Annotated in this window: 21 protein-coding genes; 11 read left to right on the top strand and 10 right to left on the bottom strand. The window is 39.8% G+C overall.

Annotated features, from left to right (window positions below; genetic code table 11):
- Positions 1–7: 7 nt before the first annotated feature.
- The 3 genes from J2Z69_RS05170 (at position 8) to J2Z69_RS05160 (ending at position 2,535) form a co-directional block, all read left to right on the top strand.
- Complete coding sequence (locus J2Z69_RS05170; RefSeq protein ID WP_209859755.1) at positions 8–1,111, top strand: FAD-dependent monooxygenase; 1,104 nt, start codon at positions 8–10, stop codon at positions 1,109–1,111.
- Positions 1,112–1,382: 271 nt separating this feature from the next.
- On the top strand, positions 1,383–1,871 hold the full coding sequence (locus J2Z69_RS05165) for a MarR family winged helix-turn-helix transcriptional regulator (RefSeq protein WP_245338953.1): 489 nt from the start codon (positions 1,383–1,385) through the stop codon (positions 1,869–1,871).
- A gap of 25 nt (positions 1,872–1,896) precedes the next feature.
- A complete protein-coding gene (locus J2Z69_RS05160; RefSeq protein WP_209859753.1) occupies positions 1,897–2,535 on the top strand; it encodes a nitroreductase family protein in 639 nt (212 codons plus the stop codon).
- Positions 2,536–2,924: 389 nt separating this feature from the next.
- Here J2Z69_RS05160 and J2Z69_RS05155 read toward each other — a convergent pair whose 3' ends face one another.
- The 3 genes from J2Z69_RS05155 to J2Z69_RS05145 all read right to left on the bottom strand — a co-directional run bounded on the left by J2Z69_RS05155 (position 2,925) and on the right by J2Z69_RS05145 (position 5,404).
- Positions 2,925–4,205 carry a purine/pyrimidine permease gene (locus tag J2Z69_RS05155; protein WP_209860519.1) on the bottom strand — a complete coding sequence of 427 codons (1,281 nt, stop codon included), beginning with the start codon at positions 4,203–4,205 and terminating at the stop codon, positions 2,925–2,927.
- Positions 4,206–4,338: 133 nt separating this feature from the next.
- Positions 4,339–4,788, bottom strand: coding sequence for a cyanase (gene cynS, locus J2Z69_RS05150; protein WP_209859751.1), 450 nt, complete (start codon positions 4,786–4,788; stop codon positions 4,339–4,341).
- Between the two features lie 34 nt (positions 4,789–4,822).
- Positions 4,823–5,404 carry a beta-class carbonic anhydrase gene (locus tag J2Z69_RS05145; RefSeq protein WP_209859749.1) on the bottom strand — a complete coding sequence of 194 codons (582 nt, stop codon included), beginning with the start codon at positions 5,402–5,404 and terminating at the stop codon, positions 4,823–4,825.
- Positions 5,405–5,552: 148 nt separating this feature from the next.
- Between J2Z69_RS05145 and J2Z69_RS05140 the strand changes: the two genes are divergently transcribed.
- Positions 5,553–5,969 carry an Lrp/AsnC family transcriptional regulator gene (locus J2Z69_RS05140; RefSeq protein ID WP_342591562.1) on the top strand — a complete coding sequence of 139 codons (417 nt, stop codon included), beginning with the start codon at positions 5,553–5,555 and terminating at the stop codon, positions 5,967–5,969.
- Between the two features lie 163 nt (positions 5,970–6,132).
- Here the strand turns inward: J2Z69_RS05140 and J2Z69_RS05135 are convergent, their stop codons facing one another.
- Positions 6,133–9,258 (bottom strand): hypothetical protein, encoded by a 3,126-nt coding sequence (locus J2Z69_RS05135; protein WP_209859747.1) that lies wholly within the window; start codon positions 9,256–9,258, stop codon positions 6,133–6,135.
- Between the two features lie 208 nt (positions 9,259–9,466).
- On the opposite strand from J2Z69_RS05135, the gene J2Z69_RS05130 reads away from it, so the two are divergent.
- Positions 9,467–10,309, top strand: coding sequence for a sialate O-acetylesterase (locus J2Z69_RS05130; RefSeq protein WP_209859745.1), 843 nt, complete (start codon positions 9,467–9,469; stop codon positions 10,307–10,309).
- A 198-nt stretch (positions 10,310–10,507) separates the two neighbouring features.
- Here the strand turns inward: J2Z69_RS05130 and J2Z69_RS05125 are convergent, their stop codons facing one another.
- The 4 genes from J2Z69_RS05125 to J2Z69_RS05110 all read right to left on the bottom strand — a co-directional run bounded on the left by J2Z69_RS05125 (position 10,508) and on the right by J2Z69_RS05110 (position 14,522).
- Entirely contained in the window at positions 10,508–11,608 is a 1,101-nt protein-coding gene (locus tag J2Z69_RS05125; RefSeq protein ID WP_209859744.1) for a S8 family peptidase, read from the bottom strand.
- A 322-nt stretch (positions 11,609–11,930) separates the two neighbouring features.
- On the bottom strand, positions 11,931–12,782 hold the full coding sequence (locus J2Z69_RS05120; RefSeq protein ID WP_209859743.1) for an aldo/keto reductase: 852 nt from the start codon (positions 12,780–12,782) through the stop codon (positions 11,931–11,933).
- A gap of 152 nt (positions 12,783–12,934) precedes the next feature.
- Entirely contained in the window at positions 12,935–13,864 is a 930-nt protein-coding gene (locus J2Z69_RS05115) for an AraC family transcriptional regulator (protein ID WP_209859742.1), read from the bottom strand.
- Positions 13,865–13,904: 40 nt separating this feature from the next.
- Positions 13,905–14,522: a TetR/AcrR family transcriptional regulator gene (locus tag J2Z69_RS05110; protein WP_245338952.1), complete on the bottom strand. Its 618-nt coding sequence runs from the start codon at positions 14,520–14,522 to the stop codon at positions 13,905–13,907.
- A 256-nt stretch (positions 14,523–14,778) separates the two neighbouring features.
- Between J2Z69_RS05110 and J2Z69_RS05105 the strand changes: the two genes are divergently transcribed.
- Positions 14,779–16,470, top strand: a complete 1,692-nt coding sequence (locus J2Z69_RS05105; protein ID WP_209859741.1) for a CocE/NonD family hydrolase — start codon at positions 14,779–14,781, stop codon at positions 16,468–16,470.
- A 227-nt stretch (positions 16,471–16,697) separates the two neighbouring features.
- Here the strand turns inward: J2Z69_RS05105 and J2Z69_RS05100 are convergent, their stop codons facing one another.
- Both J2Z69_RS05100 and J2Z69_RS05095 read right to left on the bottom strand, forming a co-directional pair.
- Complete coding sequence (locus tag J2Z69_RS05100; RefSeq protein WP_209859740.1) at positions 16,698–18,299, bottom strand: response regulator; 1,602 nt, start codon at positions 18,297–18,299, stop codon at positions 16,698–16,700.
- The gene (locus tag J2Z69_RS05095; RefSeq protein ID WP_209859739.1) at positions 18,299–20,044 is read right to left on the bottom strand and encodes a sensor histidine kinase; all 1,746 of its coding nucleotides are present in this window, start codon (positions 20,042–20,044) and stop codon (positions 18,299–18,301) included. The genes J2Z69_RS05100 and J2Z69_RS05095 overlap by 1 nt, the downstream gene beginning before the upstream one ends.
- Positions 20,045–20,303: 259 nt before the next feature.
- Between J2Z69_RS05095 and J2Z69_RS05090 the strand changes: the two genes are divergently transcribed.
- The 5 genes from J2Z69_RS05090 to J2Z69_RS05070 all read left to right on the top strand — a co-directional run bounded on the left by J2Z69_RS05090 (position 20,304) and on the right by J2Z69_RS05070 (position 26,962).
- Entirely contained in the window at positions 20,304–21,644 is a 1,341-nt protein-coding gene (locus J2Z69_RS05090; RefSeq protein WP_209859737.1) for an ABC transporter substrate-binding protein, read from the top strand.
- 75 nt (positions 21,645–21,719) lie between these two features.
- Complete coding sequence (locus J2Z69_RS05085; RefSeq protein WP_209859735.1) at positions 21,720–22,604, top strand: carbohydrate ABC transporter permease; 885 nt, start codon at positions 21,720–21,722, stop codon at positions 22,602–22,604.
- A gap of 26 nt (positions 22,605–22,630) precedes the next feature.
- Positions 22,631–23,455: a carbohydrate ABC transporter permease gene (locus J2Z69_RS05080; protein ID WP_209859733.1), complete on the top strand. Its 825-nt coding sequence runs from the start codon at positions 22,631–22,633 to the stop codon at positions 23,453–23,455.
- 105 nt (positions 23,456–23,560) lie between these two features.
- A complete protein-coding gene (locus J2Z69_RS05075) occupies positions 23,561–25,483 on the top strand; it encodes a beta-N-acetylhexosaminidase (RefSeq protein WP_209859731.1) in 1,923 nt (640 codons plus the stop codon).
- Positions 25,484–25,513: 30 nt separating this feature from the next.
- Positions 25,514–26,962, top strand: a complete 1,449-nt coding sequence (locus J2Z69_RS05070; RefSeq protein ID WP_209859729.1) for an RICIN domain-containing protein — start codon at positions 25,514–25,516, stop codon at positions 26,960–26,962.
- Positions 26,963–26,975: the final 13 nt, after the last annotated feature.

Raw genomic sequence — 26,975 nt, 5'->3', positions numbered from 1 at the left:
CGTAAATATGAAAAAGAATATTCTAATTAGCGGAGCAAGTTTCGCCGGTCTTTCAACAGCTTTTTGGATGAAAAAATTGGGTTATCAAGTAACCATTGTTGAGATTGCCAAAGGTCTCAAAAAAGGAGGCACACCTGTAAATATTCGCGGGAATACCGTCGACATCATGAGTCGTATGGGGCTTTTGAAGCAAATCCAATCCAACCAAATTAAGATGGAAGTAATGGAATACAAAAATTCCGACGATGTCACGGTAAGAGTGGATTCCATGCAAAGGGGCAGTGAACAGCTTGCGGAAGAATACGAAATCGAACGAGATGTATTGCTTACAATCCTGTTCGAGGCTGTTGAAGATGATGTTGAGTTTCTTTTCGGGGAAAATATAGTATCTATTCAGCAAAAAAATGACGGTGTCGATGTAGCTTTCAAAGGGGGACAGAGCCGTTCATATGATCTGGTATTCGGTTGTGATGGTATACATTCGGCCGTAAGAAAATATTGTTTCGGTGAGGAGACGCAATTTTCGCATTTTCTTAAAAATTACTTCTCAATCACGATTATAAATAAGTTGTTGATTCCAGAGAACACGTCCCAGTTGTACAATGAGCCGGGTAAGGCAGTTATGTTGAATGCATACAACAATAAAACGGATATCGTGCTTTGCTTTTTTTCAGAAAAAGAGATCCCTTATGACTACCGAAGCGATGAACAGCAGCGTAAGATCATTATGGATCAGTTCTCTGAAGTAGGCTGGCGTACCCCGGAATTGTTGGAAGAAGTAAAGAAATCGACCACGTTTTATTTTGATAAGCTGTGCCAAATGAAGATGCAGTCTTGGACCAAGGGCAGAGTAGCCTTAGTGGGTGATGCTGGATACTGTGCTTCTCCGGCAGCTGGCATGGGTGGGTCGCTAGCTATAGACGGGGCAGCAGCCTTGGCTGATGCCTTTCACACTACGAATGGAGACTTTGAGCTAGCATTTCAAGATTATAATAAGCGTTTTCGTCCTTTCATTGAGGAAGTGCAAGAGAATGTAATCAACTTTGGGATAGATTTTGTTGTTCCACGAACGGAAGAAGCCATCCAAGCAAGAAATGCTCAGCAAGGGTAACACCTTAGCTTTGTGAGGCACATTTTATTTGATTGCGAGTATACCTTTGAATATTAAGATACTAATTAAGATGTAATCAATAATACGTACAACCTACTTAGTAAACCAATGAATAATTAAATTGCTTAATACAAAAACAGCCAATTGATTGATACGGCTGTTTTTGGGTTACAATACAAGACTCAAATTTTAATTTTGATTCATATCCTTGAAGTAGCCATATTGGTAATTTGTGTTCAAGACTTGCTTTTTATTTTAAAAAGATTTATCATTGACCCATCAAACATTGACGGGTCAAACAATTAAGGAGGTCTTCATTATCTCTACTTGTCCTAAGGATGATCTTTTGTATCTGCTCATGCATCTAAACAAGCATATTTCGACCCACTTTGAACGATGCGCTGGGGTTAGCCCTAACCGGTTAGAACTTCTTTGCAAATTAACGGGTGGCCAAATTAGCCAATCAGATCTGCAGAAAGCCGTCTCTATTGATCCAGCCGCGGTAACTCGTCATGTTCAGCAATTAGAAGTGGAAGGACTACTTCTACGAACTAGATGTGAGACCGATAACCGGATTACATTAGTTCAGCTAACGGAAGAAGGCAAAAAAAAGTTAGATATATTTAAAACGGAGAAAGATCGATTTCTGGAAGAATTACAGACAGATCTTACAGAATCCGAACGAATTGGATTTGTTCAAGCTCTACGGAAACTCAATGGCCAAATTCAACACATGAAAGAAACGAGCAAGACCCAATAAGGATAGAGAATAGGAGAGAAACAACATGAATAACGATATCAAAAGCAATGATTTTAAAGAAATTATTTCTTCCCGGCGCTCTGTGCGCGTCTACGACCCTGCTTTTAAGATTAGCCGCGAGGAAATGACTGAGATTCTGGAAGAAGCGACTTTAGCTCCATCATCCGTGAACCTTCAGCCTTGGAGATTTCTTGTAATTGAAAGCCCTGAGGGTAAATCTAAACTTGAAGAACTTGCACCAGGTAACAAGCCCCAAGTTACAACTTCATCTGCTGTGATTGCCGTTTTTGGTGATATGAACGCGTTTGAGAATGCGGATGAAATTATGAGCAATGCTGTGGACAAAGGATTTTTACCTCAAGAAATAAAAGAACAAGTTATGGCTAACTATACGGATCTCTTCGGACGGATGTCACCACAAGTCTTCCGCGAAATGATTGTTATCGATAGTGGACTAGTGTCCATGCAGCTTATGCTTGCTGCTCGTGCTCATGGATATGATACGAATCCGATTGGTGGTTATGACAAATCTAGAATAGCGGAAGCCTTCGGCATGGATAAGGAACGCTACGTACCGGTTATGCTCATCTCGGTAGGTATAGCTGCCAAAGAGGCACGTATGACAACACGTCTTCCAATTGACCGTATTGCGGATTGGAAATAAGCTGAAGTAGACAAAGAGAGTTCTTATCCTTAGGATAGGGACTCTCTTTTTTAATAACAGAACACTAAAATGATAATATTTTAGATATATCAGTCATCTATAACGCCACAAATTTCAAGAAATGAGGAAGCTTTTTCTACAATCTCATAAGATAAGGCAAAATTTTAGATAGGGTCACACTTGCAAAGAAAGATGCAATAGCCAAAAAAGTAAAAAAGAGCAGGTTTGACTTTTGCATATATTTTATGGATGAAACTAAGAAAAATATAAATAGTCCCGCACTAGCCGTAGCGATGATATCCATAACAAACCTCCAATAAAACTAGACTAAAATAGAATTATTTCATAAGGCTAATTAAATAAACAATGTTTACGTAGAGAAGAAATACTCATTCTTTCCAGAGCTGCTCCAGCATAATGACAATTAATGTCCCTACGAGAAGGCCATTGCTTAATACATATTGTAATGAGGCAGGGATACCGTTAAAAGCAATCTCTGGAAGAAACATAATGCCTATGCCGAGCAACAATCCAATACCTAATATCGTTAATCGACGTTGATCTAATGATTCACGCAGCAGGGTCTGAAATGAAATTCCTATCATCTGAACAAATGCGGCTAAAAGTGCAGCATTGGCGATAGGACCAGGGATTAAGGAGATAAAATTAACGATGGAGGGAATCAGCGAAATTCCTGCTAATATAAGGCCTGCTATAAGGAATGACTTTACTTTTTTCTGTCCCGTTAGTCGAATGAATCCTGCGGATGCAGGTAAGGGAACAACGCCAATGGTAGAAAATATGGATGAAATCATATGGGATATGCCTCCAATCCATATACTACGAGTTAGAACTTTTTTCTCACTTTCTTGAGATAATGGAGCTACTTGCTGTACTGCTGAGATAGCAGATATTGTATTTGCAACTAATAGAAATGTAAATAAAATTGCCGTTAAAGTCATACCCAGATCAAACTTAGGTGTACCCCAAGCAAATAGCTCTGGTAATTGAACTAAGGATGTACTGGAAGATCGATGAGATAGATCCCCAAATACAGCATATAGAATCCATCCACATAAGATTCCGAGTAATACCGCATAGCTTTTCACCCACCCTTTTCCCTTAATGGATAGGACGGTAATCATAGCAAATACAAAGAAAGCAATCGTAGCTGTTATGTAATTCGGACGAGAGACTGCCCCTTGTAAGCCCATCATTCCTTTAAGAAATACACCGCTCAGTTGAAGAGCCAAAATTAGAAGAAACGTACCCGTAACCAATGGTGTAAATATACGTAGTATTCGATGCACCAGACCTGTGACACCAAGAAAGAAGAGTAGAAGACCTGCAACAAGGAGACCTCCTTCTAAAATTTGAAGAACATCTGCTGCACGCTGTCCTTGATGCATACCCACTTGTCCCAAGATGACAAATATACTTACCCAGGAACCTGCTGGACCATCTGCAATCGGATAGCGATGCCCTAGCCATGCTTGTAGACATGAACTTACCCCAACAACTAAAAAGGTTCGTTGCATTAATGCGGATATTTCTGCTGGTGATAGCTGGAATATGCCTCCTATAATTATAGGTAATGCTAAAGCATTAGCTAAAAGAAACACAAACCACTGTAAAATACTAACACTATTATCTATATACTTGTTAATCAGAATCATCTCCCTCGCGCAAAAGAATCTATAGTAAAAATCCATCCATTTTATCAATAGATTAAAAAGGATGGACTTATATATTGTAGACGTAGGTTTAAATCTCAAACCAATTCAATATTGTTATTCAAGTATTTTACCACGTACGGAAAGGCAAGAATTTTCCGTTCAGTGTAATCACGATACGAGGGTCTCCACCTTTAGGATCCTCTTGGGTGTCTACACCTAGGTTGAAGTTAATTGCACTCATCACACCTTCGCCCGCTTTTTCCAAAATCAATTCTCTAATGGTAGGTGCATATTGCAACATCATTTCATAGAGACGATACAAGATGGGGTCCGTTGGAGGCATTTTCATGATCTCACCTCGAAGGGGAACCACAGTTAAGGCTTGAGCTACTTCTTCATCTAACTCTAATAATTCAGCGATTTTGTCTGCTTCTGGACGTGTCATGGTTGCTTGTCCAAGCAATGCGGTTACGACCCAAGTCTCCGAGTTCTCACTTACCTTTGCAATTTCTTCCCAAGTTAGACCCTTTGCAATTTTTGCATCCATAATTTGTTGCGTAGCTTCTTGTCTGTTCATATTGTATAACTTCCCTTCGTTTAAAAGTATATATTTACTGTTGCATGTCATGTAGAGCTTTATATCCATCAACGATCAAATCCAATTTACCTGTGTGAGGATCAATTACTAGACCATGTACAGGAACATCTTTTGGAATGAGTGGATGATTTCTTACTAAGTTAACATTAGCTTGTGTTGAATTTTGGACATCATGAAATCCAAATAACCATTTCTCAAGGTCAACACCGGCATATTCAATTGCGGATAAAATTTCTGGTGTAGTCACTCCACGGTCTAACATCTTTTGAATGGTTCCTTTTGGATTCGTCTGACTTGCACCGCATCTTTCATGCCCAATAAGAAAGATTTCATCTGCATTTAGATCATACACGGAAGCTACAACACTTTGCATCACGCTATCGAAAGGAGAGGCAATTTTACCCCCTGCATTTCGGATCACTTTTGCATCCCCATCGTGTATATCCAAAGCTTTGGGAAGTAGCTCAATCAGACGAGCATCCATACAAGAAACAACAACCATGCGTTTTTTTGGCATTTTTGGAGCTTCGTTAGGCAGATACTGCTTGTCTTGTACAAATTGTTCATTGTACTCTAAAATTTCTTGTAATAACATTTCTTTAACCTCCTGTTAATCTTGATGTATTTCCTCTATGCTATAAGTGGTGTGGAAGAGGATAGATTAAGTATAGGGAATCGGAAGAAGAAGCAGAATAAGTTGGCGTAACACTTTTGGACGTTCTGCTTTCGCCATGAAAGGATGAATTACAATCATTGATCAGACAGATATAGAGATCCTAAAAATATTAGGACAAAACTCCAGAATTCAATGGAAAGAACTCGGTCAACGCATTCATTTAACGGGGCAGGCCGTTGGAAATCGAATTCGAAGATTAGAGGATTTAGGAATTATTGAACAATATACAATAGCCATCAACCGAATTAAATTAGGACAAGTGGTAACTGCATTCATCACATTGTTCGTGCAGACAGCAAATCATTCAGGATTTCAGAGTCTGTTTCAAGATGAAGCTATTTCTGAAGTACATCGTGTAAGCGGAGAAGGTTGTTATTTATTAAAAACCCATTTTGCATCCAATGAAGAACTAGATATGTTTCTAGAACGACTATTAAAGTACGGGAATTACCGTGTAAACCTATCTATAGGGAAACTGAAATGAGATAGCTGAAGCTAATTTTTTAGCTATTTGAATTTAATTTCACTTCTAATAGTAAGAGCCTTACTACAATTTATGTAGTAAGGCTCTTTATAATTTGTTGACTAGAAAAAATATGTTCTAGAAAAACAGTAGGGGGCGGAAGCATGTTCTTTCAGATAGTTCGTCATTGTGGTACAGAGTCGCGAACCACCTGTACTTCAGCTTTATAAGTTTTGCCGTGATATTCCGCTGTAATGTGGGTAATTCCAGCGCGCACCCCGTTAATTACTCCATCCTTATCATAATCAACTACGGCTGCATTTTCACTTGTAAATATGGATCCTTTGGTAACTTTATGAACGTTACCATCTTTATCTTTGAAATAAGCAACTGTATCTATTGAGGTACCTACCGTTAAAGAGTATTCCTCAGAGTCCAGATAGAAGGTTCCCTCGGTGTCATCCCTCACTTCAACTTGAAGCTGAGCCTCATGTCCCTGATAAAGAGCATGGATTATAGTGTTGCCTGGCTTGGTACCGGTAATTACACCCTTGGAATCTACAGTGGCTATATTCTCATCTTCTGAAGAGAAGGAGACAAAGTTTTTCAATGCTTTTTCCGTTCCATCGGAATAACGTGCTTTGATATAAACAGTCGTTTGCTCGCCACTAACAAGCTTAGCTTTTGGATTAGGAATGAAGATGTCAGTCACGACAGGATCTGCTGGGGGTTGATCGCTTCCAGCAGTCTTGGTCACTTGCAGCCTGAATTTATCACCACTGACTTTAACAGGACCCATAAGTACGTAATTCCCATCATTCGTAGCCGTTGCTACGTCAAGATTAGCTAGCTGGGTATCCGCAAAATAAATGTTGTCCGTAATCTCTCCGTTGCCATTAAGCTTCAAAGCAATGGATTTAGTCTGTGTATTGGGATAACTTCCCGTGCTTTGCTTGCCAAATAATATATAACCTTTACCATTCGGTAAAATTTTATAATAATACTGGCCATCTAACGTCTCATACGTTTTTTCCCAGATGACTTCACCCGATGCGTCAAGCAAAGTTAAATAATTAATATTATTTGGTCCTCTGCTTGCGACAAGAATTTGGTTCTGCTTGGTTGTAATTACCGAGTAAGCTTCGCGGCCAATGGGCAGAAATTTTTTGGTCCATACCTCATCGCCACTAGGGCTCAGCTTGGTGACAATCGCTCTATCATTTTCGTTATCTCCAATATAATTTTTGATCGTACCTACAGCGACTGCACCCCCGTCTGAGGTGGCTTTGATATCATTGTAGTTCTGATTGCTTTCACTCTCGAACTGAAATTTTTTGTGCCACAATAGTTGACCATTCGCATCCGTCTTAAGTACATAAGCTTGGTCCGCTCCTGAAATGGATAGGGTGGCTCCTGTGACCACAAATCCACCGTCGGTTGTCTCATCTAGCGAATCTCCCGATTTATGTCCTCCACCATCAAATGCTTTTTCCCATTCCAGATGACCTTGTGCTGTTAATTTTGCTAGGTATATCAGATTACGGGTTCTTTCATCTTCAACGGTTGTCACCCCACTGATTACAAAGCTTCCATCTCTAGCCTCAATGGCTTTGATGGGCTCCGTGTATTCAGCAAAGCCATGCTGAATTTTTTGCTGCCATTCTAAATTACCTTGTGCATTCAGTTTAATAATAGAGGCTTTGGTATTTGAATACATTGAATCTTTCGTATCCGCTGTCAGGATATACCCTCCATCTGATGTAGAGAGGATACTTCGTTCTCGGAAATAATAGAGGTCTTTGCCATATTGGTAGGACCAGAATTCGGCATCCCCAAGATTAGGATTTGTAGTGACTTGTATATCTAATTTAGCCTGCTGGCCTTTAAAGTCCGCATAGATCGTAGTATTGCCTGGCTTAATTCCGGTAATAAAATTGTTGGCATCTACTGCAGCTATACTATTGTCATCTGAGGTGAGGGAAATGGAGTCTTTGACCACTTCTTTGGTTCCATCCGAATAAGTTGCGGAAATGATTGCAGGCGTATGTTCTCCCACAGTTATCGACTTTTCTGTTCCCTCAAAACTAATCAATTCCACAGTTCGTTCTCCCGGCTGGCTGTTAGGTCCAGCGAGTTTGGTGACCTGAATAAAGCGTGCTTCATCCGTACCCTTTACTCCACCTAATAACACAATCCCGCCATCCTTTGAAGTGGTGAACGCTGTCATTTCATTAAATCCCTTGACTGTGAAATGGGTCTTGTTCAAGGTTTTCCCGGTAGGGTCTACTTTTAATAATTCGTATCTTCTGGATGCTTGGACATTAGAATATTCAATATATTCTGAGAGAAGCGCATATCCCTCATCAGTGGGATAGATCTTTTTGTAATATTCACTTTCTGGAGTGATATCAAGCTTTTTTTCCCCTAGGATATTTCCGTCTGCATCAATCTGGGTTAAAAATTGATCATCCCTAGACGATTTGCTATAGACGACATATCCGCCTTCCCGGGAAGGGACAATAGAAGAGGCTTCGCGTAGGGAGTTTGGTGTAGTCAACCGTGTGGTCCAAAGCTCATCTCCATTCGCATTTAGTTTGGTGATCAAAGCTCCTTTGTTCGGATCGTTGAAATAATAGTCATATTGCCCGCCTACAGCGATGGATCCGCCATCCGGTGTAGCTATGATATCCGCATAGTGCTGCTCATCGCTATATTTAAGCTTCTTGATCCACACTTGCTTTCCCTCGGCATCTGCTTTAAATACAAAAGCAAACTGACCGTTCTCACCACCAAAGCTTTGTCCTGTAATCACGAAACCTCCATCTTTAGTCTCAGCTGAGGCCAAGGAGTAGGCACTAAAGCCAGGGTCGTATTCTTTTTCCCATTCTATCGCACCTTGAGCAGTAAGTTTGATCAGCAAAATATTGTGCTTTCCGTATCCGCTCTGGCTACTTCCAATCACTAAAAATCCACCGTCTTTGGTCTGCATAGTTGAATCTGCTGAAGTGAATTTGTCTTTATCCTGCTGCATTTTTTGTTCCCATTGGATTTTGCCCGCTGCATTCAATTTCAGTATGTAAATTCTTTCCGATGTAATGCTGAAATTTCCGGTCACGATATAACCTCCATCTGATGACGAGGCAATGTTACTTCCCCTTACAAACTGCTCATCCATGCCGTATTGGCGCGACCATTCAATTGCGGGTGTATCGGTAGTTGAGGCGGCATAACTAACACCGACTGTGATACTAGAGACGAGCGTAAGGAAGAGAATAATAAAAAAGGTTCTACGACTAATGGCATATAGCATGCTTGGACACTCCCTCCATAGTTTTATAATGATGATGTCTGAATATTTGATACTCTACCCTCATTATTTAGGAAGTTGAGGAGATTGAATATCCCTCGAATTTCGTAATTTTTAGTATAATTAGACTGGGGGATTAGAACTAAAAATTAGAAAAAAAGTGCCTGTATGAGGAAAAATTAAGAAAATTGTATATTAAGGAGGATGTGCCATGAAGTCTATATTGCTAATTGGACAATCTAATATGGCTGGAAGAGGGTTCATAGCGGATGTTGAACCTATCTATAATGAACATATTCATATGTTACGTAATGGTCGGTGGCAAATGATGGCTGAACCCCTTCATTCAGATCGTCAAATTGCAGGTATTGGGCCCGCGGCATCTTTTGCTCAAGCTTGGACAGAAGATCATCCCGGTGAATCCATAGGCCTCATTCCGTGTGCAGAAGGAGGAAGTTCTATAGATGAATGGGACATCGAGGGAGTACTTGTCAGGCACGCGATATCTGAGGTTAGCTTTGCTAGGGAGACAAGTGAACTGATTGGCATTCTGTGGCATCAAGGGGAAAGTGATAGTTACGGAGATCGTTACAAGACGTATGAAAATAAATTGATCTTATTATGTAGACATCTTAGAAATGTATTCAATAGACCGGATCTCCCAATCATGATTGGGGAATTAGGTTCTTACCTAGGAAAGCGTGGATGGGGTAAACATGCTGTGCAGTTCAAGGAAATCAATCGTATTTTATCCCAAGTCGCTCACACTGAACACAACTGCTATTATGTATCATCAACAGATTTAACAGCCAACCCAGACGGTATTCATTTGGATGCTCTATCACTAAGAAGATTTGGACTTAGATACTATGAGGCATTCTCAAAACAGCAACATGTATTAGATAGACTGGATGGAGAAGAGGAGTGGATAGAAAAAAGATCAATCCGAACACTATCCAAAAATGAATATATATATATTCAAAACACGAAGCTTGCCTTGGGAGAATTGAGTTATGATGAATATATGTCCAAAATAGCTGAACTAGGGCTCTAATTCATTTTGCTAGAGATAATTGCAATTGTACTAAGTAGAATTTAATCTATTTAGTAGCGTTTCTCAAAGAGAGCCACCTATAAATAAGGTGGCTATTTGTTGTTTGCTTATTGATCCTGCCCAGAACAGATAATAACAAGAGCTAATGAATGTTCAATAAAATTAATGGATCAGAATTTTGGAAATAACACTTAGAAGCTACACGGGTTGTTGGACAGCCAGAAGTGCATTGATTCGGCCCTGTGTCCAGTAGGTTCCTGTTCCTGGTATCGCATCACAGGTATACATAATGCAATCTCTTACATTGGTGTTAGTTCTGCCTTGAGATGCAAGTAGCGCAGCCAATCCAGATACATGTGGAGTGGACATGGAAGTTCCGCTTAAATAAGCGTAAGAGCTAGTCAAGTAAGTCGATAAGATTTGATCTCCTGGAGCAGCAACATCCACCCAATATCCGTAGTTAGAGAAAGATGATTTAACATCAGAAGCATTCGTTGATGCAACGGATACAACACCCGAAAGAAAGGCGGGATACACGGGAGTAGAAGAATTATCATTGCCAGCAGCTGCGATAACGACGGCACCCCGGTCCCAGGCATACTGTACAGCGGCTTGAAGAAATGAATCGTTCGCTGGAGATCCGAGACTTAAGTTAACAACATTTGCACCGTTATTAGCAGCATACACGATTCCATTAGCTACGCTCGAAGTGAGTCCACTTCCATTGTTATCTAGCGAACGAATAGGAATAATAGAAGCTAGTGGAGCCATGCCAGCAATCCCCACGCCGTTATTTGTGGAAGCAGCTGCGATACCGGCCACATGTGTTCCGTGTCCGTTCCCATCAGCCGTATTGGTATTTCCATCCACATAGTTGTATCCGGGCAATAATTTTCCTGCAAGTTCAGGGTGATTTGGTTGAACTCCTGTATCTACAACAGCTATCTTAATAGTCGAGGAACTTTGTGTAATGTTCCACGCGCTAGGGGCGAGAACTCTTTGAGGACCATATTGATAATTTGCGAAGTAAGGGTCGTTTGGAGTGTAGAATGCTTTATATACGTGATTCGGTTCGGCAATTTCAATGTGTTCACTTTCTGAATATTGCTTAAGCATGCTGCGCATGGTTTGATGTGAAGTAATTCGGTGAAAACCTAATTCATGAGAGGATTCTATAACTGAGGATCTTGTTTTTTTGTGCAGAGCGTCTTTAATCTCCTGCGGTGTGCCTTCTTTGAATTTGATGATAAGCTCATTTTCTGCGTGTGGGTGAAACTTACATTGTTCATGTAAATTCATAACCTATTCCTCCTCTAATAAAACTAATAGATTCGGAATAGTGTATTAAAATAATAGAATTCAGCTTGGACTCATTATGAAATTAATGAATTCGTTTAATTATAAATAATTTCAAGCCTTTGTAGAGTCATAGACTTGAATAGAACTTAGGCGTTGAAGAAACGGAAAAGCTCAAAGTTGAAATGAGAACATTAATATTGGTTATTTCAAAGTGTATAAAAAAAGCTAGGCTAATTAGGCCAGCTTTTTTTAGTATCCTAGGTAAAATATTATGAAGCATAGTCTCTTAAGTAGTTAGGGGTTGAGTATACGAACATAGAGATTAGATGTCCAGTTTACGACTGCCGATCATTTTTACCATTTCCGGATCACGATGAGAAAAGAATAAACTTTCTTTGGTATCCATTGTAGCGATTGCAAGCATGTCTTCATCACTTAATTTGAAGTCAAAGATAGTAAAGTTCTCTTCCATTCTCTCTTTACGAACAGATTTCGGAATGACAACGACTTCTCTTTGAACTAACCAACGCAGAACCACCTGAGCAACGGATTTATTATGTTTCCTAGCAATCGATGTTAGCAGTTCATTTTCAAACATGTTATTTCTGCCTTCGGCAAAAGGTCCCCAAGCTTCAATTAGAACTTGATTATCCTTCATGAATTGGGCAGCTCCTAATTGCTGACAGAAAGGATGTGTTTCGACCTGATTAATAGCAGGTGTAACTTGATTATGAAGAATGAGATCAATTAGACGATCGCTTTGGAAGTTGCTGACTCCAATGGCTTTAACTTTTCCTTCTCCGTACAGTTCCTCCATGGCTCTCCATGAACCGTGGACATCTCCAAAAGGCTGATGAATTAAATACAAATCCAAATAGTCAAGCTGAAGTCTTCTCAGCGAAGCTTCAAATGCTTTTTTAGTGCGCTCAAAGCCAGTATCTTGAACCCAGAGCTTAGTTGTGATAAACAATTCTTCTCTCGGCACACCGCTTTTTTTAATTGCTCTACCTACAGCTTCTTCATTCAGGTAGGAGGCAGCAGTATCAATCAATCGATAGCCAGTGGAAATCGCATCAAGCACACTTTGTTCGCATTGACTCAAATCTTGAATCTGATAAACCCCGAAGCCAAGGATCGGCATGTTAACCCCATTATTTAAAGTAATCGATTGCATTCTACATGTTCCTTTCTAGATTAGTTGGTCTGTAGCTATAATAATTTCGAGGTTGAAATCCGCTTCCTTACTTATTATGCGCCGACATTTAATACAATCGTTAACACAATTGTATTAAATGATTGCCTAATCATATCAATGGGTATTCTCCGTTAATCAGCAGAGAAAGCTATATTCTTCGATGTATCGTAAATTTCCTTGATACGTTTGATGTCCGATTTGGGAGGAGCACCGAACAAACGGGAATATTCCCGACTGAACTGGGAGGCGCTCTCATAACCGACATGAAAGGCAGCCTCTGAGGCTTCCGCGGATTCCGAAAGTAATAACCGACGAGCTTCTTGCAATCGGAGTTGTTTTTGAAATTGGATGGGACTCATGCCGGTCACCTGTTTGAAGTTGCGATGAAACGAAGGGATGCTCATATTGGCAGTTTCGGCAAGTTCTTCAATTCGAAGGGGATGATTGAAATATCGAGTTATATGTTCAAGCGTTTCCATGATTCGGTAATTATTGCTGCCTTCTATGGCTATTTGTCTTAAAGTGACGCCATATGGACTTTTAAGAAGTGCATATAGGACCTCTTTTGTAATCAAGGGAGCAAGAAACGGAATATCATCCGGTCTGTCGAGTAATTTGACCAATCGAAGTGTTGCATTCATAAGAAAAGGTTCCATCTGACCCACAAACAAGGCGCGGTTTGCTTGATCTTTGGGTTCGATCATTAAATTTGACTCATTTAGGATCTCTAAAATCTGTGAATGCGTAAATTCTAGTTTTATGCTCAAATAGGGCAATTCAGGTGTAGCTTTAATAATTTTCCCCATAACAGGGAGATCCATAGAAGCAATGAGGTAGTCTGTTAGGCCATACTCAAAACGTTCGTGCGCAAGATATACTTCTTTTAGCCCTTGAGCGATGACACAAAAACACGGTTTGAAAATCCGGTGAGAAGGTTCAGCCATTCTCGACATTTGAATAATATATAAAGCTGGAATGAGTGTTTCGTGTACTCCATCTTGGACAGAATACTTTTGTATAAGCTTGGCCAATTCTTTTTGTTGTCTAAAAATATTTTCCATAAAATGCTCCTTTTTGTAATCTTTTATTAAGGATAAGATTTTATTTTTTTAAACCAGCTGCAAAGAATGGACCATTCACCGAAAGGGTCGTTAAGATTCGTGCCATTTCAAGAGGAGACTCTTTTGTGCCACTTTCCAGCCATTGTTGAAATACGCCTATTATTGCAGTTCCCATATAAGCAGCTAAATATTGTCCGGGAATTAGGAAATCTTCTTCCTTTAAAAAAGCATTCGGATTATTTCCATAGAGGGTTTCCCACATCAAATCTTTCAATTTAGTTTGAAAAGATAAATCCCCTTTAGGACCTAAAACTGCTTTCATAAATCCGCTATTTTTATGTAAATATTCAAATAATGAAATAGTAAAAGTAAAGGGCATTACCGTGTTTGAGTCAGTCTCAAGTGCGGAAATAACACTTGGATAGCTTTCTTTTGTAAGTTGGGAGAGATCAAGCATAACGTCCTCTTCGCATTTGGTCATGAGATCAAATTTGTCTTGATAGTGAGCATAAAATGTACCTCTGTTAATGTTCGCCTTCATGGTTATGTCTTTAACTGTAATTGCTTTAAAACCTTTTTCATTTATCAATTCCACTAGTGCTTGCCGAATCGATTCCTTTGTGCGAATTACACGTAAATCAGCCTTCATATTCCGCAACTCAATCCCTCCTTATTTTTATCCAACACTGTGATTAAAGCTGTTCCATTACCAACACATTGTCCGTTTTTGATTATTGAACAGAAGCTAATCCTATTTTATACTTTGAAATGTAATAGTTAAACAACAGGTTGTCCTTTAAATGCGACATTAGAAATGGATTTAATTAAATCGTATTATACTCAAAGGCGGGAATACTGATAATAAGTTAAAAGAATTTACAATAAAAAAATTTGTATGGAAGGATGTATTCTCAATGAACAAATTTTTGGGCCGTCCTGATCTGAAACCGACACATCCTAATGACACAAAACCAGGTCTGAACAAAATAGTCATGACAACTGCACATTATGGAAATCAAGAGGTAATCATGGAGAAAGACGTTCCTATTCAAATGCGGGATGGGGTCACTATATACGTCAATATTTTCCGCCCGGACAAGCCGGGGAAGTTCCCGGTGGTCATGAGCATGGATCCTTATAATAAAGATGGCTTACCTCCTTATGAAACATTTCGTCAAGTCTGGCCGACGGTAGGGACAATCGTCACATCACTTTTTGCGCCATTTGAGTCACCTGATCCCGGTTTTTGGGTTCCCAATGATTATATATTGATTAAAATTGCCACGCGGGGTAGTTCGAATTCAGAAGGTGACCTCTATCCATGGACGAAGACGGAAACACAAGATTATTATGAAGTTATCGAATGGGCGGGCGTTCAGGAGTGGAGCGATGGCAATGTGGGGCTAAATGGAGTGTCCTATCTGGCCATGACTCAATGGCGGGTGGCCGCTTTGAATCCTCCTCATCTGAAGGCGATCATCCCATGGGAAGGGACTTCTGATTTGTACCGGGAATGGTACTTTCACGGCGGAATACCTGAAACGGTGTTCTCATCTGAATTTGAGAAGTTGCAACATACCCGGTGGCCAAATAACAATATAGAAGAGATGGTAGCGGCGCAAAAAGAACATCCGTTGCTCGATGAATACTGGGAAGAAAGAGCGGTTACCTTGTCTGACATCAAGGTGCCCATGTTGGTATGTGCGAGCTGGTCTACTCAAGGATTGCATAACCGAGGTACCTTCGAAGGATTTAAACAGTCTTCATCCAAAGACAAGTGGCTACTAGTTCATGGCCGCAAGGAGTGGGAAACCTACTATTTACGTGAATCACTGGAACAGCAGAAGGAATTTTTTGATTATTTTCTGAAGGGCATAGAGAATGACTGGATGGATACGCCTCGTGTACGCTATGAGGTCAGCGAGAAATTTTATAAGGGACACATTCGTATTGCAAATGAATGGCCACTCCCCCAAACCAGCTATTCCGAATATTATCTGAATGGAGTAGAAATGTCCTTACAGCAAGAACCTGTTCGGAACGAAACCAGACTCACCTATAATGCCGAGTTCGGTCAGACGGAAAACAGGGACTTAAGGTTTACTTTCACCACCGACAAGGATATAGAGCTGACTGGCAATATGAAGCTTAAACTCTGGGTCTCCGCAGACGATACGGATGATATGGATATTTTTGTTGGGGTTAAGAAGTACGATCGACGTGGTAATGAAGTATTCTTGCCCGACTTTAACCATCTTGAACAAGGTCAGGTATCTAGCGGATGGTTGCGGGTTTCCCATAGAGAGCTGGATTCTGTGAAATCGACTCCTTATCAACCTGTACTTAAGCACAAAAGATTACTAAAACTTAATAAAGATGAGATTGTGCCGGTAGAAATTGAAATATTGCCTTCAAGCATATTCCTTAAGAGCGGGGAAAGTCTGGTGCTGGTCATCCAAGGTAGCGATATCATCATCGATGACAACCCGGCAGCTTCAAGAGGGTATGGGCATAGACAGACAGTGAATAAAGGAAATCATTCCGTGTACGTCGGCGGAAAGTATGATTCTTTCCTTTTGGTACCGGTCATTCCCAATCAACATTAATTATCTTTACTAGAATAGATAAGGTCTAGAGTGTTCTTTCTGAGGATATTTTGGAGCTTATCTTTTTCTTTTAGGCGGAATTATATATTATTTATTTGATAAGGATTTTAGCCTTATAACACCATATTGCTGATCTACAGAATTCGAAAAAGTCAACAGAGCAAGAAGTTACAATAAGCTAAAAATTAAAGAGGGCAAAGCCCTTTAGTCATGGAGGAATTTTACAATTAATCTATACATTGGTTTCGATACTGATTTGGTGTCATGCCTCTATATTTCTTAAAAACTTGAAAGAAATATTTATCATCGTTATAACCGACTTGATGCGCTATTTCCGTGATTTTTAAGCTGCGGTCACTTAGATACTCGCTGGCTTTTTCTATACGAAATTGATGCAAATACTCAAGAAAATTCATATTTAATTCTTGCTTGAACAATAGACTCAGGTATCCTGGGCTAATGAAAACTTCGCGAGCTACAGTTTCTCGGCTAATATCCTTGTTGTAGTTGGAATGGATGCATTTTAGAACGCTTTGGAACAACTTGTTAGCGTTTTTTTGTGTACTTCGTTTATCTGAAATAGACAACAATAGATCATACAACAGGTTTTGAATAACATCTAAGCTGGATTGGGACATGATATGAGATAACTTGATTAAATCCTGTCCGAATATTTCGCCTGTATTTAAATTCCTCTCCACACAATCCCTGTATAAAGTAAAGACTAAGGCAATCATTGATCTCACAATATGTTCTTTGGAGCTACTTTCCGGATGTAGTGCATGTCTGAATTGTATCAGACGAGCAAGCAAGTCTTCGCGTTTCCCTTGAAGCAGAACTTGCAAAATAGCTTTTTCTTCAACTAAGGGATATGAAGTTTGATCCAGATCATCATCAATGGTTTTGGTATAATCTACAATTTTGGCTCGGCCAAGATAATACCTATTGTTGAGCGCTCTGGTTGCCTCTCGGTAGGAGGTGTACAAATGCTTGGCAGATGCTCCGAGACTACCTAAGCCAATGGAAACAGTGAAATGAAGATACTTCTGTATGTTGGTTTGGATTTGCTGAGCTAGAAGGATATAATCATCGGAACTCACCCATTCCCCACTATTCATAATGATTAAGATGTCATCTTCATGCTCCAATCCAGCACAAATATAGGAAGGAGATATCGTTTCTTCTGCAATATTTTTGAGGCTGTATTTATATAATTCAATATCCTCAGGGCCAAATTGCTGCTGCAAAGAATGGAAATCATCGATCTGCAGGACGATCGTACCGAAGTAGGCTAATGGAAAATCAATCTGATTCAGTCGCAATAGGGACAGCAGTCGATGTAAGGGAGGATTGGGAGTTGTTACTAGTCTTCTTAATGTATCTTCTTTTAAAAGGGGGAAGCTCTCCCGAAATCCTTTGCGAAGCTTCTCCAGTGTATCTTCTTGATGCCTTTCCAATTCAATCATATGAACTAATTTTAGAACAGTATCCAATATCTCTTGGGTGCGGCTAGGCTTAAGCAAATAGTCAGTAACTCCAAATGTTATCGCTTTTTTTGCAAATGAGAAATCGTCGAATCCACTCATCACCACACATTTGATATGAGAAAAATGTGTAGAAACATGCTCAATTAAAGCTAAACCATCCATTTCAGGCATTCGAATATCCGTAATTAGAATGTCAACATTCATGACTTGCAATAGCTCAAGCGCTTCGATCCCATCTCTAGCTTCTGCGACTATGGTTACCCCGTATTTTTCCCAATCGATTAAAGTACAAATTCCTTTACGGGCGCGTTCTTCATCATCTACAAGCATAATTTGAATCATTATATTCCCTCCTTACTTTCACGAATTGCGGGAAGGTTTAATTCCACGGTTGTACCCTGTCCCATACTGCTAATAAAGCGAAGTTGATAGTTGTCATTGTAGTAATACTTTAGTCTTGCAATAATATTGTGTATCGCATATCCGCTGGTATCGTTATCTGTGTTGATGTTGCTTGCAGGTTGTTCCATAAGTAATTGCTGTATAGTCTCCTCGCTCATTCCTACCCCGGAATCCTTAATCTGGAATAACATACGACTTCCAATTAACTCCCCGCTAACACTGATAGTTCCACCGCCTCGCTTTTGTTCGATGCCATGAACTAACGCATTTTCTATGAAGGGTTGAAGAATCAACTTCATAATCACGTAAGGATTAAGTTCTGACGAAATATTAATCTGGTAGGTTAGGGAATCCTTAAATCTCATTTTTTGTAGAGATAAATAGAGTTCGAGCATTTCGCTTTCTCTTGCCAAATTCGTCATACTTTTACCTTTGTTCAAATTCAAGCGAAACAAGCGAGACAAATGGATAATCATCTCACTAATCTGAGATTGCCCAGCTGATTCAGCCTCCCAAAAAATCATATCTAGTGTGTTGTACAAAAAATGAGGATTAATTTGAGATTGTAGCGCTTTCAATTCAGCTTCTTTTTCTTTTAGCTCCAGTACATAAACTTCGTCCACTAATTTTTTTATGTTTTTAACCATTTTGTTATAGCCCCGGCTAAGATGCCCAATTTCATCACGATATTTAATATCGACACGTTCATCAAAATGTCCATTTTGAAATCTTTCCATGGAATAGACAAGATTTTTAATAGGGGAAGTAATAATTCTGGTGAGAACCATCATAAATGGCAAGCTCAATAACAGACAAGCAACAATCATAATAAAGACAAACGTTTTGATTGAACTAAGTTCCTTCGTCAAGAGAGAAAGAGGGACCAGATATACAACTCTCCAGCCGTTTTCATTTATAGCACTATATGTAACAAGCATATTTTTTCCATGTACTTTGGTTATCGCATCGCCAGATTCATAAGTATGTAATAGATTCGAGATAGATAAGCTAGAGGAATTCATAGAGATAGCTTCCATACCAGCTTGCAGCAGAGTCGAACCCTTCTCATCTAAGATTAAAATACCATGTTGATCATCATATAGATTCCTCAAGTACTGTTCCTTTATCGTTTTTAGGTTAATCCCTGTGAAGACAAAGCCGATATGGTTCCCATTGTGGATGTCTCGAACGATACGCGTCATACCAATCTTTTCATTTCGATTATTCTGAATAAATAAAGTGCTGGAGTCATTAAGAGAAAACCAATAGGAGGCACCATTTTTTTTAAGAGCATATTGATATATTTCGGTAAGTTGAATCTGCTTCAGGCTGCCTGAACCATTGCTTCCGTCTGTGGCTTCTTGAAAAATAGGATAATCTTCAGCACCATAAAGAGCTAAATAATCGAAATTCTTCGAAAATAGCATCTGATTCATAATTGAAGCCGTTTGACCTAAATATAAAGAGGTCTGTAATCGTTTAGATACTCTGTTTTTTGTAACTAAGGATTCCTGTATTTCAGGTGCTAGACTAAAAACGGTAATCCAATCAGAAATGTTCCGCTGCATGCTTGTCATATTGTTTCTAATTTCATTGACCACACCGAGATTAGTCAAGCTAACTTTATTAACGATTTGCTTGCTAGAGATTTGGTAACAGTAATAACCGAATGTAATAGAAATCATGATGATAAGTATGTAGAAAAATATAAAAATTTTATATTTCATATTCAAATTCATATAAAAATTTTTCATAATACATTTCCTCATTTCTATAGAGCACTAAAACAATACTAATCTTAATGTGAAATGTGTTCAATATGAAAGGTTGATCATTCGACAAATTTCAACTTTCTTCGTTTTTTCTCTACTGACGATAATTTAAAGGCACGTTATGATTCATTCAGGCAATATGAAGTCATTATTAATAAAAAGGGGATAAAGAATGCATATGACAAGTAGATACCACAAGAACACACTGGTCGCTATTTCCACTTTAATGGTTGCCATGTTGGCAGCATGCAGTAGCGGTGGTAGTACTAAAGCAGGATCGGAGAGCAGCGATAAAGATGCAAAAATGGTTACCTTACGTCTATTCACCAATCAGCCTGATCGTAAGACTGGCCAGGGTTTGGCCGAACAAATGGTAGTCGATAATTATATGAAAGAAAACCCGAACATCAAGATTGAGGTCGAAGCCATTGGGGATGAACCTTTTAGAAATAAGCAGAAGGCTTATATGGCATCTAACGAGCCCATAGACATTACGATGGTGCATAGCGGCGCCGATCTGAACACCTTGGTCCAAGCTAAGTATGTAAGGGAGCTAGATCCTAAAGAATATGAAGGAGACAACTATAAGTTTTTCAGTGGGGCCTTCAAATCATATACATTTGATAACAAAATCTATGGACTTCCTCGCAACAGTGATTATGAAGTTATCTACTATAACAAAAAATTATTTACTGATAATCACGTAAAAGTACCTACAACTTTTAATGAACTGATTGAAGCTGCAAAGACGTTTCGAGCAAATAACATCGTACCTATGTCTACTAACGGTAAAGAATTATGGACTTTTGGCTTAATGTATCAGGACTTTGCTCAGCGAGTGAGTGGAGATCCTAACGCCATATTAGATGCAGTAGACCATAAGAAACCGTTCACTCAAGATCCAAGTTTTATGAAGACTGCGGAACTAATGAAACAATTGATGGATGTAAAGATGTTTCAAGATTCATATATGACGGCTGATTATGGTACTTCTCAGAACTTATTTACCCAAGGGAAGGCTGCGATGTGGTATATGGGTTCGTGGGAAGCAGGTATGGCCAGTAATGAAAAATTGTCTGCTGAATTCCGCAGCAACCTTGGAGTTATGAGTGTGCCTAGGGTTGAAGACGGTAAAGGCAAGGCTACGGATTTGCTAGCATGGAACGGAGGCGGGTATGCACTCACAACATCGTCCAATCATCCAGAAGAGGCCAAAAAGTTCTTTGATTATATGATGAGAGCAGATCAATGGGCTAAAGCGGCTTGGGATACAGGTGCAGCTGTACCTGCGCAAAAATATCAATTAACAGGGAAAGAAAGCGAAGTCCAAAAACAACTAACAGATATCCTCATGAATGGGACTTCCATGCCAGGAGCTTCTTTTATCGATTTTGGTACCCCTGGATTTAAGGATGAGGCACAAAATGCACTGGGTAAATTTTTCGCTGGCTCTTCTACGCCGGAACAACTAATTAACGAGTTTCAGGCGGCTGCAGATAAACAGAAACACTAGACATAGTATAGATGTGTAATTATGGGCAGGTTCGAGCACCTGTCCTTAATTATATCTAGGATTGGAGTGACCACGATGCGAAAAGTATTAAGCAACAAGGTAGCTATTTTTTTGTTCGTATTTCCAGGGATAGTTTTGTTTGCCCTTACATTCTTGGCTCCTATTGTTCTAAGTTTTTATTATTCCTTTACAGATACACTTGGCCCCGGTACGCAACTTACTATGGTTGGATTTGAGAACTACAAAGAATTGCTGTTACATGATTCGAGGTTCTGGAGATCACTTTTAAATGCAGTTTTGTTGGGACTTGGTTATATCATTTTGCAACATCCAGTATGCATTCTGTTTGCTATCCTGTTGGATAGGCTCGGGGGTAAGGCTGAGAAGATATTCAGGACTATCTTTTTTATCCCTTGCGTCATTTCCGTTGTGGTCATTTCGAGAATGTGGCTCAATCTTCTGGATCCTTCCTTCGGTATAGTGAATAAATTATTAGATATCGTCGGATTAAGCAGTTGGAAGCATGCTTGGTTGGGAGATACATCGACTGCACTCATTTCTTTATTATTCATACTTATATGGTCTGGCTTCGGATGGGGATTACTCTTTTATTATTCAGGTATTAAAGGCATTCCCGAGGATTTATATGAAGCGGCACATTTAGATGGAGCTTCTGGTATCAGACTACATTGGAAAATTACGATTCCGTTACTTGCACCGGTCATAGCAGTTCAAGTTACGTTAGCTATGATTACAGCTCTCAAACAGATGGAAACCGTATTCCTCACTACGAATGGCGGACCTGGAGATGCAACCCAATTTTTAGGCGTCTATTTATATAACAAGGCCTTTTCTGCAAGTCAGTATGGTTATGCAAATGCCATTTCTATTTTGTTCATTATTGTATGCCTTTTAGCTACGTATTTAAGTAATAGATTTATCCCAAGTGAGAACGCTTAATATTTTGCGGGACGGAGGTAGTTAACATGAAAACTTGGAATAGATCAATCGTATGGATTCTATTTCTCACGGTCGCTTTTGGACAACTATTCCCGCTAATATGGCTTGTAGATTTTTCTTTTCTGAAAAGTAGCGATTTCTTTGGATCAGCCATATTAAAATGGCCTACCTCCCCGGAATGGATAAATTATACTAACGCCTGGATCGACGGGAAATTCCCTAAGTATTTGTTTAATAGTGTGCTAGTATCGACTACCACAATTGTATTAACTGTCGTCTTTTCATTATTGCTTGGCTATGCTTTTACCCGCATGCAGTGGAAGTTGCGAGGTCTATTTTTCTCCATTATTCTTCTTGGCATTATGATTCCGATCCACGCTACATTGATTCCGAATTTCGCTATCTTTAAAACGATGCATCTAACTGATTCCTATCTAGGTTTGATTCTTCCTTATACGGCCGTATCCGTTCCCTTAGGTACTTTTATTTTATCAGGCTTCCTACGGAGTCTGCCTAAGGAATTAGAGGAATCTGCCGTCATAGATGGTTGCAACATTTATCAAATCGTATTTCGTATCATTATGCCATTGACCATGCCAGCGCTCGTTACTATTGCTGTGACTACATTCATTAGTTGCTGGAATGAGTTCATTATGGCAGCAACCTTTTTGAGTAAGGATTCCTTAAAGACTTTGCCTTTTTCTGTTATGAACTTTGCTGGGCAGTATTCCTCAGATTATGGCTCCCAATTTGCTGTCATGGTACTGACCTCTATACCTGCTATTGTCATTTATGCTCTGTTCAATGAGCAAATCACCAAAGGGATTACTGCAGGTGCGGTTAAAGGTTAATACCTTGAGTTTCTGAGATGCAAATACTGTATCGATCGACATGGTCCTAAAGCAGATAGAATCTATGGCATCAAGTTATGAGAAATTACAAAAGGAGAGGATAGAATGAAAATTCATTTTAGCGGCGAATACGCTAGTCTACTAACCGGTTTATCCCGTTTAGCAGATCGCCTTGATCTCCATATCATTTCAGAGAATCATGCAGATGCCGTCACTTTGGCATGGCAGCAACGTGAAGGACCTCTGGAGGTCGAATGGAATGGTCAAGCAGGCATAATTCGATACGAAAAAAATCATCATGCCTTCCGTGCCTTTGGTTTATGGGCGGAGAAAATAAATACTGTATTTTGTAATATGGATTTGCAGCAGCAGTCTTTTAGCATCTGTGAAACACCTCAGTTCCAATCAGTAGGTACCTTGTTCGATGTATCTCGTAATGCTGTACCCACCGTGAAATCTATTCAAAGTGCTTTGGTAACGTTGTCTTTAATGGGTATAAATCAAGTCATGTTATATACCGAGGATACCTATGAAGTTGATGAATATCCTTACTTTGGCTATATGAGGGGGCGTTATAGTCAACAGGAGTTACGAGAGATTGATGACTTTGCTTATGAAATGGGAATTGAGGCTATTCCTTGTATTCAGACACTGGCTCACTTAACGGAAGCTCTTAAATGGAACTATGCTGCTGAAATCAAGGATACTTCGGATATTTTATTAGTCGGAAAGAAGGAAACCTATACATTTATTGAACACATGATTCGCTCTGCTTCGTCACCCTTCCGAACTAAACGCATCCACATTGGCATGGATGAGGCACACCAGCTAGGATTAGGGAAATTTCTAAAACATAACGGCTACCAGCAACGCTTCAAATTAATGAATGATCATTTGCAACATGTGCTGCACATAACAGAGCGTCTTGGGCTAGATCCTATGATCTGGAGCGACATGTACTTCCATCAAGGTCCGCGCAATGGAGAACTTTACGAAGATGACGTAATTCCAATGGAGGCCCTCAAGGAGATTCCAGAGGGGATCAGCCTGATGTATTGGGATTATTATCACACGGAACAGGATTTCTACGAATCTTCTATTCAAAAACATTTTGATATTGGCCGGCCCTTAATTTTTGCTGGTGGTGTATGGACTTGGAATGGTCTTGCACCCAATATGGGAAAGATGCTCTCAACCACGATCCCAGCGCTCCAAGCTTGTAAGAATAAGGGAGTACAGGAGGTCGTAGCTACGATGTGGGGGGATAATGGGGCTGAGACGCCATGGATGGCTGCATGGTTTGGCCTTCAACTTTACGCAGAATATGCATATGCTGAAGCTATAGATGAAGGAAGACTAGAATCTAGATTTCGTTTTTGCACGGGAGGAGAAGCACGTGACTTTCTGAATCTTGGCCTTTTTGATGAGACGCCGGGTGTAGAGCCGGGGAATGGAAGAGAGTCCAATCCATCTAAGTTTTTACTGTGGCAGGATGTTCTAATCGGGCTCTATGATGCAAATATAGCAGGCATTCCACTTGAAGATCACTATCGTGACTTGGCTGAGCGTCTTGAGGTCTCAGTACATCGTAACCCTAATAATCGACATATGTTCGAATGGTACAGGGAGCTAGCCAAGGTTCTAAGTAAAAAATGCACAATGGGATTACGTCTTAAAACGGCATATGAGCAAAAACAGCGCCCCGTCCTTGAACAATTGAAGCAGGAGATACAGAGTCTAATCCCTCAGATGAACCGACTCCGTCAACTCCATCAAAAATTGTGGTTCCAAGATTTTAAGCCATTTGGTTGGGAAGTTATCGACATGAGATATGGTTCGATACTGATTCGGCTTCAGAGCACCGTTGAGCGAATGGAAGACTATTTACAAGAAAACGTGAAATCGCTTCCAGAACTTGAGGTCGAACGACTTCCTTTCGATGACGAATGGGGATTTAGTGATGGCACACTAGGAAGAGGAACTTATCACCAAATTGTAAGCGCCAACTGTATGTTTAACCCTGCATAATTCTAATCTAAATGAAGAGGAGCAATCTCAATGTCTATGACTAAATTGATTAAATATCTGGCCCTTCTTTTCATCGCAGTTGTTGTGTTTTCTCCAAATAAGGTTATGGCAGCTAGTAACATCATCGTACCAGGAACACCATGGAATGATACGAATGGTAATTTTATTCAAGCGCATGGTGGTGGAATGATTAAGGTGGGGAGTACGTACTACTGGGTTGGTGAAGACAAGACAGGAATTACCGATAGTGGTAAGTTCAGAGGCGTCAATATTTATTCCACTACAGATTTTGTTAATTTCAAATTTGAAGTTCAAGCACTAAGTCCGCAGGTATCTGGTGATTTGACGAACGATCGTATTGTAGAACGTCCCAAAATTATATATAACAACAGTACCAACAAGTTCGTGATGTACATGCATATTGATAACTCATGTTATTGTGACGCTAAAGTTGGGGTTGCAACCAGTTCCTCCATTACTGGACCTTGGACGTACCAAGGTTCATATCGGCCCCTGAATCATGAAATTCGTGATATGACCATTTACAAAGATACGGATGGTGCGGCTTATCTAATGGGAGCAACGGATGCAAATGCGAACTTTACAATATTCAAATTAAGTTCGGATTATATGAGTGTATCCAGCATCGTAAATTCTTGGAGCAATGTATACTTGGAAGCACCCGCAGTAGTCAAAAAGAATGGGATGTATTTCATCCTAACCTCTAGACAAAAGGGTTGGGATCCTACAACCCAGCAATATGTATCCGCTACCTCTATGGGAAGTTCTTGGAGTGAGTGGAAGACCATTGGCAACAGCAATAATTATAATTCACAATCCACATTCGTCATGCCTATTGAAGGTACCAGCGGTACGACGTATTTATACTTAGCTGACCGATGGAATCGTTATAATTTGCAGGACTCTCGGTACGTCTGGTTGCCATTAAGAATTGAAGGCAATCAAATTGCGTATGGTTGGTTCGATCATTGGAATCTGGATGCCACAGCAGGTCTTTTCAGCATACCTTCTAGCTTCACCACAATGAATACAAATTCTTGGTATAAAATTGTCAATAGAAATAGTGGATTAGTCTTAGATGTAAGTGGCAAGTCTACTGTGGATGGAGGTAATATCATTCAATATACGGATAATGCGGGATGGAACCAGCATTGGAAGTTCGTACCCATTGGAAATGGTAACTATCAGCTAATCAATCGAAATAGTGGCAAGGTGCTAGCTGTCGCTAACGGTACAATTGCTTCTGAAAGCAATATTATTCAGTGGGGTAACACAGGAGAGGTATCCCAGCAATGGTCTCTACAGAGTACAGAGGGCGTATATTTTAAAATGATGAATATGAACAGTTTGAAACCAGTGGATGTAATTGGCTCTTCAACTAACCCAGGTACGCAGCTTATTCAGTGGGATGATCTCTTGCAGAATAATCAGCAATGGTCAGTAGTACAGGTGAATTAAGATAGAGGATATT

Source organism: Paenibacillus shirakamiensis (assembly GCF_017874255.1).
Classification (GTDB): Bacteria; Bacillota; Bacilli; order Paenibacillales; family Paenibacillaceae; genus Fontibacillus; species Fontibacillus shirakamiensis.
Note: the sequence above shows the minus strand (reverse complement) of the source record. Positions and strands in the feature narration are given on the sequence as shown.

Bases quoted from the DNA above. Each gene is read 5' to 3' on its own strand.
- J2Z69_RS05170 (WP_209859755.1), top strand. From the start codon at position 8: ATGAAAAAGAATATTCTAATTAGCGGAGCAAGTTTCGCCGGTCTTTCA.
- J2Z69_RS05160 (WP_209859753.1), top strand. From the start codon at position 1,897: ATGAATAACGATATCAAAAGCAATGATTTTAAAGAAATTATTTCTTCC.
- cynS (WP_209859751.1), bottom strand. From the start codon at position 4,788: ATGAACAGACAAGAAGCTACGCAACAAATTATGGATGCAAAAATTGCA.
- J2Z69_RS05145 (WP_209859749.1), bottom strand. From the start codon at position 5,404: ATGTTATTACAAGAAATTTTAGAGTACAATGAACAATTTGTACAAGAC.
- J2Z69_RS05135 (WP_209859747.1), bottom strand. From the start codon at position 9,258: ATGCTATATGCCATTAGTCGTAGAACCTTTTTTATTATTCTCTTCCTT.
- J2Z69_RS05130 (WP_209859745.1), top strand. From the start codon at position 9,467: ATGAAGTCTATATTGCTAATTGGACAATCTAATATGGCTGGAAGAGGG.
- J2Z69_RS05125 (WP_209859744.1), bottom strand. From the start codon at position 11,608: ATGAATTTACATGAACAATGTAAGTTTCACCCACACGCAGAAAATGAG.
- J2Z69_RS05120 (WP_209859743.1), bottom strand. From the start codon at position 12,782: ATGCAATCGATTACTTTAAATAATGGGGTTAACATGCCGATCCTTGGC.
- J2Z69_RS05115 (WP_209859742.1), bottom strand. From the start codon at position 13,864: ATGGAAAATATTTTTAGACAACAAAAAGAATTGGCCAAGCTTATACAA.
- J2Z69_RS05105 (WP_209859741.1), top strand. From the start codon at position 14,779: ATGAACAAATTTTTGGGCCGTCCTGATCTGAAACCGACACATCCTAAT.
- J2Z69_RS05100 (WP_209859740.1), bottom strand. From the start codon at position 18,299: ATGATTCAAATTATGCTTGTAGATGATGAAGAACGCGCCCGTAAAGGA.
- J2Z69_RS05095 (WP_209859739.1), bottom strand. From the start codon at position 20,044: ATGATTTCTATTACATTCGGTTATTACTGTTACCAAATCTCTAGCAAG.
- J2Z69_RS05090 (WP_209859737.1), top strand. From the start codon at position 20,304: ATGCATATGACAAGTAGATACCACAAGAACACACTGGTCGCTATTTCC.
- J2Z69_RS05085 (WP_209859735.1), top strand. From the start codon at position 21,720: ATGCGAAAAGTATTAAGCAACAAGGTAGCTATTTTTTTGTTCGTATTT.
- J2Z69_RS05080 (WP_209859733.1), top strand. From the start codon at position 22,631: ATGAAAACTTGGAATAGATCAATCGTATGGATTCTATTTCTCACGGTC.
- J2Z69_RS05075 (WP_209859731.1), top strand. From the start codon at position 23,561: ATGAAAATTCATTTTAGCGGCGAATACGCTAGTCTACTAACCGGTTTA.
- J2Z69_RS05070 (WP_209859729.1), top strand. From the start codon at position 25,514: ATGTCTATGACTAAATTGATTAAATATCTGGCCCTTCTTTTCATCGCA.